General features: G+C 63.1%; 15 protein-coding genes and 1 pseudogene. All 16 read left to right on the top strand.

What is annotated here, in order from left to right:
* The 16 genes and pseudogenes from serC to pseB all read left to right on the top strand — a co-directional run bounded on the left by serC (window position 1) and on the right by pseB (window position 17,443).
* Window positions 1-1,086, top strand: coding sequence for a 3-phosphoserine/phosphohydroxythreonine transaminase (gene serC / locus AAG092_RS04525; RefSeq protein ID WP_373388724.1), 1,086 nt, complete (start codon window positions 1-3; stop codon window positions 1,084-1,086).
* Window positions 1,086-2,183, top strand: a complete 1,098-nt coding sequence (gene pheA / locus AAG092_RS04520) for a prephenate dehydratase (RefSeq protein ID WP_373388723.1) — start codon at window positions 1,086-1,088, stop codon at window positions 2,181-2,183. Before serC ends, pheA begins: the two co-directional genes overlap by 1 nt.
* A 9-nt stretch (window positions 2,184-2,192) precedes the next feature.
* Window positions 2,193-3,302 carry a histidinol-phosphate transaminase gene (gene hisC, locus AAG092_RS04515; RefSeq protein ID WP_373388722.1) on the top strand — a complete coding sequence of 370 codons (1,110 nt, stop codon included), beginning with the start codon at window positions 2,193-2,195 and terminating at the stop codon, window positions 3,300-3,302.
* A gap of 4 nt (window positions 3,303-3,306) precedes the next feature.
* Complete coding sequence (locus AAG092_RS04510) at window positions 3,307-5,535, top strand: bifunctional prephenate dehydrogenase/3-phosphoshikimate 1-carboxyvinyltransferase (protein WP_373388721.1); 2,229 nt, start codon at window positions 3,307-3,309, stop codon at window positions 5,533-5,535.
* Window positions 5,532-6,200: a (d)CMP kinase gene (gene cmk / locus AAG092_RS04505; RefSeq protein WP_373388720.1), complete on the top strand. Its 669-nt coding sequence runs from the start codon at window positions 5,532-5,534 to the stop codon at window positions 6,198-6,200. The genes AAG092_RS04510 and cmk overlap by 4 nt, the downstream gene beginning before the upstream one ends.
* Before the next feature lie 146 nt (window positions 6,201-6,346).
* On the top strand, window positions 6,347-8,026 hold the full coding sequence (gene rpsA, locus AAG092_RS04500) for a 30S ribosomal protein S1 (RefSeq protein WP_110681914.1): 1,680 nt from the start codon (window positions 6,347-6,349) through the stop codon (window positions 8,024-8,026).
* Between the two features lie 158 nt (window positions 8,027-8,184).
* The gene (gene ihfB / locus AAG092_RS04495) at window positions 8,185-8,469 is read left to right on the top strand and encodes an integration host factor subunit beta (RefSeq protein WP_110681915.1); all 285 of its coding nucleotides are present in this window, start codon (window positions 8,185-8,187) and stop codon (window positions 8,467-8,469) included.
* Between the two features lie 27 nt (window positions 8,470-8,496).
* Window positions 8,497-8,757, top strand: coding sequence for a LapA family protein (locus AAG092_RS04490; RefSeq protein WP_373388719.1), 261 nt, complete (start codon window positions 8,497-8,499; stop codon window positions 8,755-8,757).
* Between the two features lie 87 nt (window positions 8,758-8,844).
* Complete coding sequence (locus AAG092_RS04485; RefSeq protein ID WP_373388718.1) at window positions 8,845-9,810, top strand: UDP-glucose 4-epimerase family protein; 966 nt, start codon at window positions 8,845-8,847, stop codon at window positions 9,808-9,810.
* The gene (locus AAG092_RS04480) at window positions 9,804-10,814 is read left to right on the top strand and encodes a glycosyltransferase family 4 protein (protein WP_373388717.1); all 1,011 of its coding nucleotides are present in this window, start codon (window positions 9,804-9,806) and stop codon (window positions 10,812-10,814) included. Before AAG092_RS04485 ends, AAG092_RS04480 begins: the two co-directional genes overlap by 7 nt.
* A gap of 33 nt (window positions 10,815-10,847) precedes the next feature.
* Window positions 10,848-12,840 (top strand): annotated as a pseudogene (locus AAG092_RS04475) (polysaccharide biosynthesis protein).
* A gap of 89 nt (window positions 12,841-12,929) precedes the next feature.
* Window positions 12,930-13,250 carry a ComEA family DNA-binding protein gene (locus tag AAG092_RS04470; RefSeq protein ID WP_373388716.1) on the top strand — a complete coding sequence of 107 codons (321 nt, stop codon included), beginning with the start codon at window positions 12,930-12,932 and terminating at the stop codon, window positions 13,248-13,250.
* 98 nt (window positions 13,251-13,348) lie between these two features.
* The gene (locus AAG092_RS04465) at window positions 13,349-14,236 is read left to right on the top strand and encodes an NAD(P)-dependent oxidoreductase (RefSeq protein ID WP_373388715.1); all 888 of its coding nucleotides are present in this window, start codon (window positions 13,349-13,351) and stop codon (window positions 14,234-14,236) included.
* Window positions 14,233-15,039, top strand: coding sequence for a hydroxypyruvate isomerase family protein (locus AAG092_RS04460; protein WP_373388714.1), 807 nt, complete (start codon window positions 14,233-14,235; stop codon window positions 15,037-15,039). The genes AAG092_RS04465 and AAG092_RS04460 overlap by 4 nt, the downstream gene beginning before the upstream one ends.
* Before the next feature lie 118 nt (window positions 15,040-15,157).
* Window positions 15,158-16,417: a lipopolysaccharide biosynthesis protein gene (locus tag AAG092_RS04455; RefSeq protein ID WP_373388713.1), complete on the top strand. Its 1,260-nt coding sequence runs from the start codon at window positions 15,158-15,160 to the stop codon at window positions 16,415-16,417.
* Between the two features lie 27 nt (window positions 16,418-16,444).
* Window positions 16,445-17,443 carry a UDP-N-acetylglucosamine 4,6-dehydratase (inverting) gene (pseB, locus tag AAG092_RS04450; protein ID WP_373388712.1) on the top strand — a complete coding sequence of 333 codons (999 nt, stop codon included), beginning with the start codon at window positions 16,445-16,447 and terminating at the stop codon, window positions 17,441-17,443.
* Window positions 17,444-17,446: the final 3 nt, after the last annotated feature.

Below are 17,446 nucleotides of genomic sequence, written 5' to 3'. Positions count from 1 at the left end.
GTGAGCAAACGCGCCCATAACTTCTGCGCCGGCCCGGCCGCGCTTCCCACCGCCGTGCTGGAGCGTGCCCAGGCGGAGATGCTCGACTGGCAGGGCAAGGGCCTGTCCGTGATGGAGATGAGCCATCGCAGCGACGAGTACGTGGCCATCGCCGAGAAGGCCGAACAGGATCTGCGCGACCTGCTGAGCATTCCCAGCGACTACAAGGTGCTGTTCCTGCAGGGTGGCGCCAGCCAGCAGTTCGCCGAGATTCCGCTCAACCTGCTGCCGGAAGGCGGCGTGGCCGACTACATCGAGACCGGCATCTGGTCGAAGAAGGCCATCGAAGAGGCGCAGCGCTACGGCAACATCAACGTCGCCGCCAGCGCCAAGGGCTACGACTACTTCGCCATTCCCGGGCAGAACGAGTGGCAGCTGTCGAAAGACGCCGCCTACGTGCACTACGCCAGCAACGAGACCATTGGTGGCCTGCAGTTCGACTGGATCCCCGAGGTGGGGGATACCCCGCTGGTGGTGGACATGTCCTCGGACATCCTCTCCCGCGAGATCGACGTCTCCAGGTTCGGCCTGATCTATGCCGGCGCGCAGAAGAACATCGGCCCCAGCGGCCTGGTGGTTGCGATCATCCGCGAAGACCTGCTGGGGCGCGCCCGCAGCGTCTGCCCGACCATGCTCAACTACAAGGTCGCCGCCGACAACGGCTCCATGTACAACACCCCGGCGACCTATTCCTGGTACCTCTCCGGCCTGGTCTTCGAGTGGCTGAAGGAGCAGGGCGGCGTCGCCGCGATGGAGAAGCGCAACAAGGCGAAGAAGGACCTGCTGTACAAGGCCATCGATGCCAGTGACTTCTACACCAACCCGATCCAGCCGAGCGCGCGCTCGTGGATGAACGTGCCGTTCCGCCTGGCCGACGAGAAACTGGACAAGGCCTTCCTGGCCGGCGCCGAAGCGCGTGGCCTGCTCAATCTCAAGGGCCATCGCTCGGTGGGCGGCATGCGTGCCTCCATCTATAACGCCACCGGCCTGGATGCCGTGGAGGCCCTGGTGGCCTACATGGCGGAGTTCGAGAAGGAGCACGGCTGATGAGTGACGCCGATCAGCTCAAGGCGCTGCGGGTTCGCATCGACAGCCTCGACGAGAAGATCCTCGAGCTGATCAGCGAGCGCGCGCGCTGCGCCCAGGACGTGGCACGGGTGAAGATGGCTTCCCTGCCGGAAGGCGAGAAGCCGGTGTTCTACCGCCCCGAGCGCGAAGCCTGGGTGCTCAAGCACATCATGGAGCTGAACAAGGGCCCGCTGGACAACGAGGAGATGGCGCGGCTGTTCCGCGAGATCATGTCCTCCTGCCTGGCTCTGGAGCAGCCGCTCAAGGTCGCCTACCTCGGCCCGGAAGGCACCTTCAGCCAGGCCGCGGCGATGAAGCACTTCGGTCACTCGGTGATCAGCGTGCCGATGGCCGCCATCGACGAGGTGTTCCGCGAAGTGGCCGCCGGCGCGGTGAACTTCGGCGTGGTGCCGGTGGAGAACTCCACCGAGGGCGCGATCAACCACACCCTGGACAGCTTCCTCGAGCACGACATGGTGATCTGTGGCGAGGTGGAGCTGCGCATCCACCACCACCTGCTGGTCGGCGATACCACCAAGACCGACAAGATCACCCGCATCTATTCCCACGCCCAGTCCCTGGCGCAGTGCCGCAAGTGGCTGGACGCGCACTACCCGAACGTCGAGCGCGTGGCCGTTTCCAGCAATGCCGAGGCGGCCAAGCGGGTGAAGAGCGAGTGGAACTCGGCGGCGATCGCCGGTGATATGGCGGCCAACCTCTACGGTCTGACCAAGCTGCAGGAGAAGATCGAGGACCGTCCGGACAATTCCACGCGCTTCCTCATCATCGGCAGCCAGGAAGTGCCGCCGACCGGCGACGACAAGACCTCGATCATCGTCTCCATGCGCAACAAGCCGGGCGCGCTGCACGAGCTGCTGGTGCCGTTCCACACCAACGGCATCGACCTGACCCGCATCGAGACCCGCCCGTCGCGCAGCGGCAAGTGGACCTACGTGTTCTTCATCGACTTCGTCGGCCACCACCAGGACCCGCTGATCAAGGACGTGCTGGAAAAGATCAACAGCGAAGCCGTCGCCCTGAAGGTGCTGGGTTCCTACCCGAAAGCGGTTCTCTGAGGAGCCATCATGAGTTGCGATTTCCTCGCCCTGGCCGTGCCGGGCGTGCAGAAACTCTCGCCCTACGTGCCGGGCAAGCCGGTCGACGAGCTGGCCCGCGAGCTGAATCTCGACCCGGCCGGCATCGTCAAGCTGGCCAGCAACGAGAACCCGCTGGGCCCGTCGCCCAAGGCGCTGGAGGCGATCCGCGCGGCGCTGCCCGAGCTGACCCGCTACCCGGACGGCAACGGCTTCGAGCTGAAAACCAAGCTGGCTGCCCGCTGCGGCGTCAGTCCGGCCCAGGTGACCCTGGGCAACGGCTCCAATGACATTCTCGACCTGGTCGCTCGCGCCTGGCTGGCGCCGGGGCTGAACGCGGTGTTCAGCCAGTACGCCTTCGCCGTGTACCCGATTGCTACCCAGGCGGTCGGCGCGCAGGGCAAGGTGGTGCCGGCCAAGGAGCATGGCCACGACCTGGAAGCCATGCTGGCGGCCATCGACGAGAACACCCGCGTAGTGTTCGTTGCCAACCCGAACAACCCGACCGGCACCTGGTTCGGCCCGGCTGCGCTGGAGTCCTTCCTCGCCCGCGTGCCGCAGCACGTGCTGGTGGTACTGGACGAGGCCTATATCGAGTACGCCGAAGGCGACGAGCTGCCGGACGGCCTCGAATACCTGGCGCGCTACCCCAACCTGCTGGTCTCGCGCACCTTCTCCAAGGCCTATGGCCTGGCCTCGCTGCGCGTCGGCTATGCGCTGAGTTCGCCGCAGGTGGCCGATGTGCTCAACCGCGTGCGTGCGCCGTTCAACGTCAACAGCCTGGCCCTGAGCGCCGCCTGCGCGGCGCTGGACGATGCCGACTACCTGGCGGCCAGCCGGCGCACCAACGATGCCGGCATGGCCCAGCTGGAAGCGGGCTTCCGTCGCCTGGGGCTGAGCTGGATTCCGTCCAAGGGCAACTTCATCGCCGTCGACTTCGCTCGCGATGCTGCGCCGATCAACCAGGCGCTGCTGCAGGCCGGTGTCATCGTGCGCCCGGTGGCCGGCTACGGCATGCCGACCTTCCTGCGCGTGTCCATCGGCACCGAGCAGGAAAACGCCCGCTTCCTCGAGGCGCTGGAGCAGATTCTCCGTGGCTGATGCAATGCCGCTGCAACACGCGCTGGGCAAACTCGGCCGCCTGGTGGTGGTGGGGCTCGGCCTGATCGGCGGCTCCTTCGCCAAGGGCATGCGCGAGAAGGGGCTGTTCGACGAAGTGGTGGGCGTGGATCTGGATGCCGAGTCGCGCCGCCTGGCCGTGGAGCTGGGCGTGGTCGATCGCTGCGAAACCGAGCTGGCGGCCGCCTGTCAGGGCGCTGCGGTGATCCAGCTGGCGGTGCCTATCCTGGCCATGGAAAAGCTGCTGGGCCAACTGGCCAAGCTGGAACTGGGTGATGCGGTGCTCACCGACGTCGGCAGCGCCAAGGGCAATGTGGTGCGCGCGGCGCGCCTGGCCTTCGATGGCAAGGTGGCGCGCTTCGTGCCCGGCCATCCGATCGCCGGCTCCGAGCAGAGCGGGGTGGAAGCCTCCAATGCCGAGCTGTTCCGTCGGCACAAGGTGATCCTCACGCCGCAGGCCTCCACCGATGCAGCGGCGCTGGCGCTGATCGACCGACTTTGGCGCGCCCTTGGTGCCGATGTGGAGCACATGGAGGTGGAGCACCACGACCAGGTGCTGGCCGCCACCAGCCACCTGCCGCACCTGCTGGCCTTTACCCTGGTTGACTCGCTGGCCAAGCGCAGCGAGAACCTGGAGATCTTCCGTTACGCCGCCGGCGGTTTCCGCGACTTCACGCGGATTGCCGGCAGCGACCCGGTGATGTGGCACGACATCTTCCTCGCCAACCGCGAGGCGGTGCTGCGCACCCTCGACGCATTTCGCGACGACCTCGACGCCCTGCGCGGCGCGGTCGACGCTGGGGACGGGCATCAGTTGCTCGGCGTGTTCACCCGCGCCCGGCATGCCCGCGAGCATTTCAGCAAAATCCTGGCCCGCAGGGCCTATGTGGACGCCATGCACTCGAACGACCTGATCTACCTCGCCAATCCCGGTGGCTCCCTCTCCGGCCGCATCCGCGTACCGGGCGACAAGTCCATCTCGCACCGCTCGATCATGCTCGGCTCGCTGGCCGAAGGCGTGACCCAGGTGGAGGGCTTCCTCGAAGGCGAGGACGCCCTGGCCACCCTGCAGGCCTTCCGCGACATGGGCGTGGTGATCGAAGGTCCGCATCATGGCAAGGTGACCATCCATGGTGTGGGTCTGAATGGCCTCAAGCCGCCGCCCGGCCCGCTGTACCTGGGCAACTCCGGTACCTCCATGCGCCTGCTCTCCGGTCTGCTGGCCGCACAGCCGTTTGACACCGTGCTGACCGGCGACGCTTCGCTGTCCAAGCGCCCGATGAACCGCGTGGCCAAGCCGCTGCGCGAGATGGGCGCGGTGATCGAGACCGGTCCTGAAGGCCGTCCGCCGCTGACCATTCGCGGTGGCCAGCGCCTGACCGGCATGAGCTACGAAATGCCTATGGCCAGCGCCCAAGTCAAATCCTGCCTGCTGCTGGCCGGCCTGTATGCCGCCGGCGAGACCCGCGTGACCGAGCCGGCGCCGACCCGCGACCACACCGAGCGCATGCTGCGCGGCTTCGGTTATCCGGTAGCGGTCGATGGCAATGTCGCCAGCGTCGAGTCCGGCCACAAGCTCAGTGCCACTCATATCGAAGTGCCGGCTGACATCTCCTCGGCTGCCTTCTTCCTGGTCGCCGCCAGCATCGCCGAGGGTTCCGAGCTGGTGCTGGAGCACGTCGGCATCAACCCGACCCGTACCGGCGTGATCGACATCCTCAAGCTGATGGGCGCCGACCTGAGCCTGGAAAACCAGCGCGAAGTCGGCGGCGAGCCGGTGGCGGACATCCGCGTGCGCGCGGCCAAGCTCAAGGGTATCGACATCCCCGAGGACCTGGTGCCGCTAGCCATCGACGAGTTCCCGGTGCTGTTCGTCGCCGCTGCCTGTGCCGAAGGTCGCACCGTGCTGCGCGGCGCCGAGGAGCTGCGCGTGAAGGAATCCGACCGCATCCAGGTGATGGCCGACGGCCTGATCGCTCTGGGCGTGAAAGCCGAGCCGACCCCGGACGGCATCATTATCGAGGGCGGTCCGATCGGCGGCGGCGAGGTGTGGAGCCATGGCGACCACCGCATCGCCATGTCCTTCAGCGTCGCCTCGCTGCGCGCCACGGCACCGATCCGCATCCACGACTGCGCCAACGTCGCCACTTCCTTCCCCAACTTCCTCGGCCTGGCCGCCAGTGCCGGCATCCGCGTGGCGGAGGAGGGCAAATGAGCGCCATGGTGATCACCATCGACGGACCGAGCGGCTCGGGCAAGGGTACCGTCGCCGGCCTGCTGGCTGCCAAGCTGGGCTGGAAGCTGCTGGATTCCGGCGCGCTCTATCGCCTGCTGGCCTTCGCCGCCGGTAATCACGGCATCGACCTGACCAACGAGGAAGCGCTGAAGACACTGGCCGCCCACCTGGACGTGCAGTTCATCGACAAGCGCATCATCCTCGAGGGCGAGGAAGTCACCGACGCCATCCGCAATGAACAGGTCGGTGCCGGTGCCTCCATGGTCGCTTCGTTGCCGGCGGTGCGCGAGGCGCTCCTGCAGCGTCAGCGCGCCTTCCGCGAGGCACCGGGCCTGGTGGCCGATGGTCGCGACATGGGCACCGTGGTGTTCCCGGACGCGCCGCTGAAGATCTACCTGACCGCCAGCGCCGAGGAACGGGCCCGTCGCCGCTACCTGCAGTTGAAAGGCAAGGTGGAAGGTGTTAGCCTGACGAGTCTGCTAGACGAGATTCGTGCGCGTGATGAGCGCGACATGCAGCGCGCCGTGGCTCCGCTGAAGCCGGCGGCTGACGCCATTCAGCTGGATTCCACCGAGCTGAGCATCGAGCAGGTGCTGGAAAGAATTCTCAGCGAGGTCGCCAATCGTGATCTCGCGGGTAATTGAGCCACGGCTGACTTAAGTCGAAAGGCTCGCAAGGAGGCAGGCGGGAGACCAGTCACAGTCCCGCAGGCCTCTTTTTACATGAACGAACCCACATTGTCTGGAGTGTGGTTTGGGCGAATCCCCGCCCTTGATCAACAGGAATCAACATGAGCGAAAGCTTTGCAGAACTTTTTGAAGAAAGCCTGAAATCCCTCGACATGCAGCCGGGTGCCATCATCACCGGCATCGTGGTCGACATCGACGGTGACTGGGTCACCGTACATGCCGGCCTGAAGTCCGAGGGCGTCATCCCGCTCGACCAGTTCTTCAACGAACAAGGCGAGCTGACCATCAAGGTCGGTGACGAAGTCCACGTTGCGCTGGACGCTGTGGAAGACGGCTTCGGTGAAACCAAGCTGTCCCGCGAGAAAGCCAAGCGCGCCGAGTCCTGGCTGGTTCTGGAAGCTGCGTTCAACGCTGAAGAAGTGGTCAAGGGCGTTATCAACGGCAAGGTCAAAGGCGGCTTCACCGTTGACGTCAACGGCATCCGCGCGTTCCTGCCGGGCTCCCTGGTCGATGTCCGTCCGGTGCGTGATACCACCCACCTGGAAGGCAAAGAGCTGGAGTTCAAGGTCATCAAGCTGGACCAGAAGCGCAACAACGTTGTCGTTTCCCGTCGCAGCGTGCTGGAAGCCGAGAACAGCGCCGAGCGCGAAGCTCTGCTGGAATCCCTGCAGGAAGGCCAGCAGGTCAAAGGTATCGTCAAGAACCTCACCGACTACGGTGCGTTCGTTGACCTGGGCGGCGTAGATGGCCTGCTGCACATCACCGACATGGCCTGGAAGCGCATCAAGCACCCGTCCGAGATCGTCAACGTTGGCGACGAGATCGACGTCAAGGTCCTGAAGTACGACCGCGAGCGCAACCGCGTCTCCCTGGGTCTGAAGCAGCTGGGCGAAGATCCGTGGGTCGCCATCAAGGCCCGTTATCCGGAAGGCACCCGTGTTACCGCCAAAGTCACCAACCTGACCGACTACGGCTGCTTCGCCGAGCTGGAAGAGGGCGTGGAAGGCCTGGTGCACGTGTCCGAGATGGATTGGACCAACAAGAACATCCATCCGTCCAAAGTCGTTCAGGTCGGCGACGAAGTGGAAGTTCAGGTTCTGGACATCGACGAAGAGCGTCGTCGTATCTCCCTGGGTATCAAGCAGTGCAAGTCGAACCCGTGGGAAGACTTCTCCGGCCAGTTCAACAAGGGCGACAAGATCTCCGGCACCATCAAGTCGATCACCGATTTCGGTATCTTCATCGGTCTGGACGGCGGCATCGACGGTCTGGTTCACCTGTCCGACATTTCCTGGAACGAAGTGGGCGAAGAAGCCGTACGCCGCTTCAAGAAGGGCGACGAGCTGGAAACCGTCATCCTCTCCGTTGATCCGGAGCGCGAGCGCATCTCCCTGGGCATCAAGCAGCTGGAAGACGATCCGTTCTCCAACTACGCCTCCCTGAACGAGAAAGGCACCATCGTGCGCGGTACCGTCAAGGAAGTGGACGCCAAGGGCGCCGTGATCAGCCTGGGTGGCGACATCGAAGGCATCCTGAAGGCTTCCGAAATCAGCCGCGACCGCGTCGAAGACGCCCGCAACGTGCTGAAGGAAGGCGACGAAGTCGAAGCCAAGATCATCAGCATCGACCGCAAGTCCCGCGTTATCAGCCTGTCCATCAAGTCCAAAGACGTCGAAGACGAGAAGGATGCGATGAAAGAGCTGCGTAACAAGCAGGAAGCCGAGACCACTGGTCCGACCACCATCGGTGATCTGATCCGTGCCCAGATGAACCAGAACTAAGTTCCGGTTTCAGCTGGAAAAAGGGCGACTTCGGTCGCCCTTTTTCGTTTCCGCGCCAATCATCATCCCCTCTTGACATTCGGACTATCCAAAGCCTGGCGGGCGTGCTAAAAACACCCTACTAGATGATCTAGCCGCTTGAAAAAGAAGGGAAAACCATGACCAAGTCGGAGTTGATCGAGCGTATTGTCAGTCACCAGGGGCTACTGTCCTCCAAGGACGTGGAGCTGGCGATCAAGACCATGCTAGAGCAGATGTCCCAGGCTCTGGCTACCGGTGATCGCATCGAGATCCGCGGCTTTGGCAGCTTTTCCCTGCACTACCGTGCGCCGCGCGTGGGACGCAATCCCAAGACCGGCGAGTCGGTGCGGCTGGATGGCAAGTACGTGCCGCACTTCAAGCCTGGCAAGGAACTGCGCGATCGCGTCAACGAAGATGAGTGAATACCTGTTGAAAGTCCGGAGCTATTCGTGCTGAGTCGTGTGGGCAGGTTGTTGCTGTTCCTGGCCTTGATGCTGGTCGGTCTCGCGGTCATTCTGCTGATCCTGCAGAACCCTCAGCAGTCGCAGTTTCATTTCCTGCACTGGATTACCCCGCAATTACCTTTCTCCATTCTGCTGATCGTCGCCTTCCTGCTAGGGGCCTTTAGTTCCACTCTGCTGGGGCTCTGGCTGGCAGGTCGCAGAAAGCTCGGCTCGCTGCGTTTGCGCCGCACCTCAGCGCCGGAGTGATTCCGGTCGCATCTTGCTCGTTCCCCCTGCCGTTTGCTTCTTGGGCACAATGGCAACCTGAATAATCATCCCAGTGAGTGCTTACCCATGAAACGGGTGCTTGTGACAGGGGCCTCCGGTTTTGTCGGAAGTGCTTTGTTAGCGAGGCTCAGTCAGGAGCCTGGAATAGAAGTCATCGCTGGCGTGCGTCGCGAGGGCGGCCCCATGGCGGTTGGCGGCGTTGCTTGCCTGCAACTGGGCAACCTCGAGGAGTGCCGGTTCGAGGCGTTGCAGCAGCAAGGCATCTCGGTTGTGGTGCATGCCGCCGCCCGTGTTCATGTGATGCGCGAACGGGCGGACGATCCGCTGGCCGAGTTTCGTCGAGTCAATGTGCTCGGTACCCTGGCGCTGGCGAGGGCCTCTGCCGCTGCCGGGGTCAGGCGCTTCCTGTTTCTCAGCTCGATCAAGGTCAACGGCGAGGAGAGTCGTCCTGGCGTGCCCTTCCGGGCGGATGACGCGCCGGCACCCAATGATCCCTACGGTATCTCCAAGTACGAGGCCGAGCAGGGATTGCTGCAGATCGCCCGAGAGACCGGCATGGAGGTCGTGATCATCCGTCCGCCGCTGGTTCATGGGCCTGGGGTGAGAGCCAATTTCCTCAGTATGTTGAACTGGCTGGACCGCGGCTTACCGCTGCCGCTGGCAGGCATCGACAATCGCCGCAGCCTGGTGGCCCTGGAGAATCTGGTCGACTTGCTGTGTCACTGTATCGAGCACCCGGCCGCAGCCAACCAGGTGTTCCTGGTCAGCGACGGCGAAGACCTTTCGACAAGCGACCTGCTTCGGTGTCTGGGGGGCGCGATGGGCAAGCCTGCCCGTCTCTTGCCCTGGGCGGCGGCACTGCGTCGGGCATTGCAGTTGCTCGGGCGCGAGGCATTGATTCAGCGGCTGTATGGTTCCCTTCAGGTCGATATAAGCAAGACCCGTAGGTTATTGGGCTGGAATCCACCCGTGCCGGCTCGGCAGGCATTGTTACAGACTGCTGCAGGTTTCATGAGGAGCAAGACATGCTGATGCCGGCAATGCTTCTGATCACGGTGCTGCTGTTTGCCTGGGGCGTTACCGGCGGCATGCGTCATTACGCCTTGCGCCGCAATATTCTGGACATGCCCAACCAGCGCAGTTCCCACAGTGTGCCTACGCCGCGCGGCGGCGGTATGGCCATAGTGCTGAGCTTCATGCTGGCGCTACTTGTATTCCTGTTCCAGGGGCTGGTCGAGCCTGAGCATGCGGTCGCTCTGCTGGGTGGGGGGGGGCTGGTTGCCCTGATCGGTTTTCTCGACGATCACGGCCATGTACCGGCACGCTGGCGCCTGTTGGTACATTTCCTGGCAGCTGGCTGGGGGCTCTACTGGTTGGGCGGCTTGCCGCCGTTACAGCTGGGTGACACGGCTGTGCAGCTGGGCTGGCTAGGTATGCCGCTGGGGCTGCTGTACCTGGTATGGCTACTCAATCTGTACAATTTCATGGATGGCATAGACGGGATTGCCGGTATCGAGGCGGTCACCACCTGCGCCGCCGCCGGGTTGCTCTGTGGTGTGCTGGGTAACTGGCAGGCTGCCCTGCTGCCGGCGGTGCTGGCAGCGGCAGCAGGAGGCTTCCTGCTCTGGAACTGGCCGCCGGCAAAGATCTTCATGGGGGATGCCGGTAGTGGTTTCCTCGGCCTGATGCTCGGTCTGGTTTCCCTGCAGATGGCCTGGCTAGAGCCGCAGCTGCTTGGCGCCTGGGTTATCCTGCTGGGGGTGTTTCTGGTGGATGCCAGTATCACCTTGCTGCGCCGTTTCTGGCGTGGCGAGAAAGTCTACGAGGCACACCGCAGTCACGCCTATCAGCATGCGACCCGTTCGCTGGGGCGACATTTGCCGGTGACCGCCGCTGTCGCGCTGATCAATCTGCTCTGGCTGCTGCCCCTCGCGCTGTGGGTGGCGCTGAATGGAGATGCCTGGCTGGTTGTTCCCCTGGCCTATGCGCCGTTGATCTGGTTGGCGCTGAAATACCGTGCAGGTCTCGCAGAGTAGTGGTTGTCTGACATTTTTCGGGGCATGGAGCCTATGAATTTGCGCCTTTGGCTGGTGAGCTGGCCGCGTCGTTACAAGCGTCTGTTGCAGGTCAGCGCCGATATCCTGCTGTGCTGGGGGGCGCTGTGGCTGGCGTTCTGGGTTCGGCTGGGTTCGGACAAGCTGATCAACCCTCTGGGCGATCACCTCTGGTTGTTCGCGGCAGCGCCCTTGATCGCCATACCCATCTACATCCGTTCCGGTATGTACCGTGCGGTACTGCGTTACCTCGGCAACGATGCTCTGGTGACCATCTTCAAGGCGGTCACCGTGTCGGCCCTGCTGCTGGCGCTGGTGGTGTACTGGAACCGCAACGTTCCAGCCGTGGTGCCGCGCTCACTGGTATTCAACTACTGGTGGCTGAGTTTGTTGCTGGCGGGTGGGCTGCGCCTGCTGATGCGCCAGTACTTCATGGGCGACTGGTTCAACGTGCGCGCGGTCATGAGCCTGGTGGCCAAGGATGACGGGCTTCCCCGTGTGGCCATCTATGGTGCGGGAACAGCTGGCAACCAGTTGGTTGCTGCGCTGCGCATGGGGCGCTCGATGCGTCCGGTGGCCTTCATCGATGACGACGATAATATCGCCACCCGGGTGATCGCCGGGCTGAAGGTCTACAAGCCCAAGCACATCGCCCAGATGATCAATGAAACCGGTTGCCAGGAGATTCTGCTGGCCATCCCTTCGGCCAGCCGTGCGCGCCGCAAGGAAATCCTCCAGTACCTGGAGTCTTTCCCGCTGCATATCCGCTCGGTGCCGGCCATCATGGATCTCGCCAGCGGGCGGGTGCGCGTCGACGATATCCAGGAGGTGGATATCGCCGACCTGCTCGGGCGCGATGCCGTTCCGCCCCAGGTCGAACTCTTTGAACGCTGTATTCGCGACAAGGTGGTCATGGTGACCGGCGCGGGCGGGTCGATCGGCTCGGAGCTGTGTCGCCAGTTGCTCGGCAGCCAGCCCAGAACCCTCGTGCTGTTCGAGCATGCCGAGTTCAATCTCTACAGCATCCACGGCGAGCTGGAGGCCAGCATACGCCGCGAGTCCTTGCCCATCCGGCTGATCCCCATTCTCGGCTCTGTTCGATCCCAGGAGCAGTTGCTGGAGGTGATGCGCGCCTGGGGAGTCGACACGGTCTACCACGCGGCCGCCTACAAGCATGTGCCCATGGTCGAGCACAATATCGCCGAGGGGGTGCGCAACAACGTGATGGGTACCCTGAGTGCGGCACAGGCGGCGCTCAAGGCAGGGGTCGAGCATTTCGTGCTGATCTCCACGGACAAGGCAGTTCGTCCGACCAATATCATGGGCAGTACCAAGCGTCTGGCCGAGCTGGTGCTGCAGGCACTGAGCGGAGAGCCTGCGCCAGTGCTGTTCGGTGATCCGAGTGGGGTGCATCAGGTCAACAAGACGCACTTCACCATGGTGCGTTTCGGCAATGTTCTTGGTTCTTCCGGCTCGGTTATCCCGTTGTTCCGTCAGCAGATCAAGCGTGGCGGGCCGGTTACCGTGACGCACCCGTCCATCACCCGTTACTTCATGACTATTTCCGAGGCTGCGCAGTTGGTGATCCAGGCTGGCGCCATGGGGCAGGGGGGAGGTTTTCGTGCTGGACATGGGGCAGCCGGTCAGAATCCTCGACCTTGCCGAGAAGATGATCCACCTGTCCGGACTCAGTGTGCGCACTGAGCGTAATCCGCAGGGCGATATCGAAATCCAGTTCACTGGGTTGCGCCCGGGCGAGAAGCTCTATGAGGAGTTGCTGATTGGCGACAATGTCAGCCCGACCTGTCACCCGATGATCATGCGGGCCAGCGAGGAGAGCCTTTCCTGGGAGGTCATGCGAGACGTGCTCGAGGACATGCTCGGGGCTCTGCAGCGGGATGACTACGACAGGGTGCGGCAGTTGTTGCGGGAGACCGTGAGCGGATATGTTCCGGAAGGTGAAATAGTCGACTGGATGCATGTGCAGCGCCGCACAGAACCCAAGTAGTGGCGATTTGACGCTGACGAGCGGGTGGCTAGCTTTTCATGGGCGTGTCGGGAAGTACGCGCACCCATCCATGAAAAGGAGTTTTCGTCATGCTCAAGAAGCATCTTGCTGTCCTGCTGTTGTCCTGTGCCTCCTGCCTGTCCTTCAATGCCATGGCCACCGAGAGCGCCAAGCCTGCAGTGGCTCCGGCGGAGCAGGTGCAGCCGGCCGCCAGTTCGGTCAATCTGAATACTGCCGATGTGGCCACTCTCGAGGCCGGGCTGCTTGGCATAGGGCCAGCCAAAGCCCAGGCGATTGTCGACCATCGCAACAACAATGGCCCTTTCGCCTCGGTGGATGAGTTGCTCGAGGTCAAGGGTATCGGTCCGGCAACCCTGGAGAAGAATCGCGACCGTTTGAGCGTCAACTGAAGCTGTCGCGTCATGGAAAGCCGGTCGAATGACCGGCTTTTTTGCTTTTGTCGGGACGACGTTACAATGCCGCTCCGCAATCAGTTCTGGAGCCCGTCGTGCCTCGACAGCCCTCGCTCGGATTCATTGGCATTGGTTTGATGGGCCTGCCGATGGCTCATCGTCTGCTCGCAGCCGGTTATCCGCTGACCGTCTGGAACAGGACCAGGGGAAAGTGCTCCTCCCTGGTCGAGGCCGGGGCACTCCTGGCGGAGACTCCCGGTGAGCTCTGTGCCAGCGTCGATCTGGTGTTCCTGTGTCTGGCCGATACGGCAGCCGTGAGGCAGGTAGTATTCGGTCCAGAGGGTATCGCCCAGCGGGCTCATTCGGGGCAGCTGCTGGTCGATTTTTCCAGCCTGGAACCCGCCGCCACTCGGGAAATGGCTGCCCAGCTGGAGGCTCTTGGTGGCATGCGCTGGGTGGATGCCCCGGTTTCCGGGGGCACGCCTGGTGCCGAAGCCGGAACCCTTGCCATCATGGCGGGCGGGCGCGCCGATGACATCGAGCGTGTGCGTCCAATCCTGCGTCACCTGGGGCAGCGGCTGACGCGCATGGGTGAGGTGGGCGCCGGCCAGGTGACCAAGGTTTGCAACCAGATGCTGGTCGCTTGCAATGCCTTGGTGATTGCCGAGGTGGTGGCTCTGGCGCAACGTTCGGGGGTCGATGCGGGACTGATCGCCGAGGCGCTGGCGGGTGGCTTCGCCGACTCCAGGCCTCTGCAGATCCTCGCCCCGCAGATGGCCGAGGCTCGCTTTGAACCGGTCAAGTGGCATGTCCGCACGCTGCTCAAGGACCTGGATACCGCTGTAAGGCTGGCTCGTGAGCAGGGTGGAGCGACGCCAATGAGCGGGCTGGCCGCCCAGTTGATGCGTCTGCATGGTATTCAGGGGCATCTCGAACATGACCCGGCGACCCTGATCCAGCTGTTTCGCGAGACAGTCTCATGAGGCTCAGCGCCAATCTTTCTCTTCTGTTTACCGAGTTGCCACTGATCCAGCGGCCTCAGGCCGCCGCAGCCATGGGCTTCGATGGCGTAGAGATCCAGTTTCCCTACGAGCTGCCGGCGCTGCAGCTACAGGAGTCGTTGGCGCGCGCCGGGATGCCACTGGTACTGATCAATCTACCTGCTGCAGACCTGATGCAAGGGGGGGCTGGGCTGGCTGCCGTGCCGTCCCGGCGTGAGGCGTTCCGGCTCGCTCTGGAGGAGGCTCTGGCCTACGCGGCAGTGGTTCGCCCGGCCTGTGTCAATGTGCTGGCAGGGCGCTTGCCTGATGGGATCAGTCGCGCCGAGGCGCTGCACACCCTGGTGGATAATCTGCGCCTGGCCGCGCAGGCCTTCGATGCCCTGGGTATCCAGGTGCTATGCGAGGCCATCAATCCCCTGGACATGCCTGGTTTCCTCATCAACACACCGCAGCAGCTGGATGAGCTGCTACGGCAGGTGGGGCATCCCAATTGCCTGGCTCAGCTGGATCTCTACCACCTTGCCCGCCAGGAGCTGGATGCCGCGGCGGGTATCGACTTATTGAAAGGACGCATAGGCCATGTGCAGTTCGCCGACTGCCCGGGGCGCGGCGCTCCCGGCACTGCGCGGGTGGATTTCTTCATTGCCCTGAAGGCTCTGGCGGCGGCTGGCTATATCGGATGGTTCGGCGCCGAGTACAACGCGCCCACCCTGCGTCTCGAGGACTGTCGCTGGCTGGCGTCCTGGCGTTCCGCGTGGGAGAACCTGCAGGTGGAGGCACGTTGAGCGTGGGACTCCTGTCTGCAGCCGGACGGTCTTGGTCATGTATCGTTCGGGGTCGAGACCTCAGCGTATCCAGAGCGTCCGGTCGATTCCTCTCTTTGTCCAGCAGGCCCAAGGTTTGATGACAACTCGCAGTCTGGCCCGTCTGTTCAATATGGCGTTGCGCGGCCTGACTCTGGCCAGCAAGTTCCTCTTGATCTTCTTCCTGGCGCGCTTTCTCGAGCCTGCCGAGCTCGGGCTGTATGGCCTGGTGGTCGCGACCATTGGCTACGCCCTCTACCTGCTGGGGCTGGATTTCTATACCTTCTCGACCCGTGAAATTCTCAAGCATGAGCGTGGCGAGTGGGGTGGCTTGCTGAAGAGCCAGGGCGCTCTCACTACCTGGCTCTATCTGTTGTTCGTGCCGCTCCTGTTGCTGCTGTTCGCCCTGGGCATACTGCCTTGGCATCTGGCGGGATGGTTCATGGCCTTGCTGGTGCTGGAGCATCTGAATCAGGAGCTGATGCGCCTGTTGGTGGCGGTATCCGAGCCCCTGCTGGCGGGCCTGACCCTGTTCCTGCGCTCGGGGTGTTGGGCCCTGGTTCTGGTTCCGCTGATGGCCATCGATGAGGCGCTGCGCAGCCTCGATGCCGTGCTGCTGGCCTGGACCTTCGGCGGTTTGGCGGCCCTGCTATTGGCCGTCTGGCGCTTGGCGACCCTGCGCATCGGAGGCTGGCGGCGGCCCGTCGACTGGGCCTGGGTACGGCTGGGAATTCGGGTGGCGCTCCCGCTTTTACTCGCGACCCTGGCGCTGCGGGCCATGTTCATACTGGATCGATACTGGCTCGAAGCCTTGGCGGGGCTCGAAGTACTGGGGGCCTATGTACTGTTTGCCGGCCTAGCCAATGCCATGGTGTCGTTTCTGGATGCAGGGGTATTCGCCTTCAGCTATCCGCGAATGATCGCGGCCTATCAGCAACAGCTGACCGCCGTTTATCGTCAGGAATTCAGGGCGCTGCTGCTGCAGACAGGCATCGTCGCGATCAGCTTCTGCCTTGTCGCCCTGCTGGCCATCGAGCCGCTGTTGGTATGGCTGGGTAGAGCGGTCTATCTCGAGCAGCAGGGGATTTTTCCCTGGATCCTGCTGGCGACCTTGCTGCATTGCCTCGGCATGGTTCCCCACTATGGCCTGTATGCGCAGAGCAGGGACCGCTCTATCATTCACAGCCATATCGCCGGGCTGGTTGCCTTTATTCCCTCCACCTGGCTTTTCTCGCTACATTGGCCTGCTATCGCCATTCCCTCAGGGCTGTGCCTGGCGTTCTTCCTGATCCTGCTGTGGAAGTCGCTCGCTTATCTCAGGCTGACTCCGGCGCCCTATCGTTTACGTCTGCGAAGCTGATCGCGGGTTTCAACAAAGGTATCCAGCATGTTCGACAATTCATCCATCCTGATCACCGGCGGTACGGGATCTTTCGGCAATACCTTCGTGCCGATGATCCTGGCCAGGTACAACCCGCGCCGGGTAATCATCTATTCCCGCGATGAGATGAAGCAGTGGGAAATGGCCAAGCAGTTTCAGGGCGACCCACGCATCCGTTTCTTCATAGGTGATGTGCGTGATCGCGAGCGCCTGTACCGGGCCCTGGACGGCGTGGATTATGTGGTGCATGCCGCCGCCACCAAGATCGTGCCCACGGCGGAATACAATCCGTTCGAGTGCGTGAAGACCAACATCATCGGTGCCATGAACCTGATCGATGCCTGCATCGACAAGGGTGTCAAGCGCGTTGTCGCGCTGTCCACCGACAAGGCCAGCAGCCCGGCCAACCTCTATGGCGCCACCAAGCTGGCGTCGGACAAGCTGTTCGTTGCCGGCAATTCCTACGCCGGTGCTCATGAAACGCGCTTTGCGGTGGTGCGCTACGGCAATGTGATGGGCTCCAGGGGGTCGGTCATCCCGTTCTTCATGTCGATCAGGGACAAGGGTGTGCTCCCCATCACCGATGAGCGCATGACCCGCTTCATGATCTCCCTGGAGGAGGGCGTCGAGCTGGTCTGGCATGCCTTCGCGGACATGGAAGGCGGCGAGATCTACGTGAAGAAGATCCCTTCGATGAAGGTCACCGATCTGGCTCGCGTGGTGGCGCCACAGGCCCGCCAGGAAGTCGTCGGCATTCGACCGGGAGAGAAGCTGCACGAGCAGATGATCAGCGCCGAGGACTCCTACTACACCTACGAGTACCCCGAGCATTTCAAGATTCTGCCCGCGATCAACGACTGGGCCAGCTGTCCCAAGCGCATCAAGGATGGCCAGAAGGTCGCCGAGGGCTTCGTCTATGCCAGCGACAGCAATACCGAGTGGATGAGCGATGCCGCGCTGCAGGCCTGGATCGAGCAGAACCGCGAGAAGATCGGGAGTATCTGAGCC

The organism is Pseudomonas alcaligenes, from assembly GCF_041729615.1.
In the GTDB taxonomy this organism is placed as follows: Bacteria; Pseudomonadota; Gammaproteobacteria; order Pseudomonadales; family Pseudomonadaceae; genus Aquipseudomonas; species Aquipseudomonas alcaligenes_B.
This window is presented reverse-complemented; position numbering and strand designations above follow the sequence as displayed.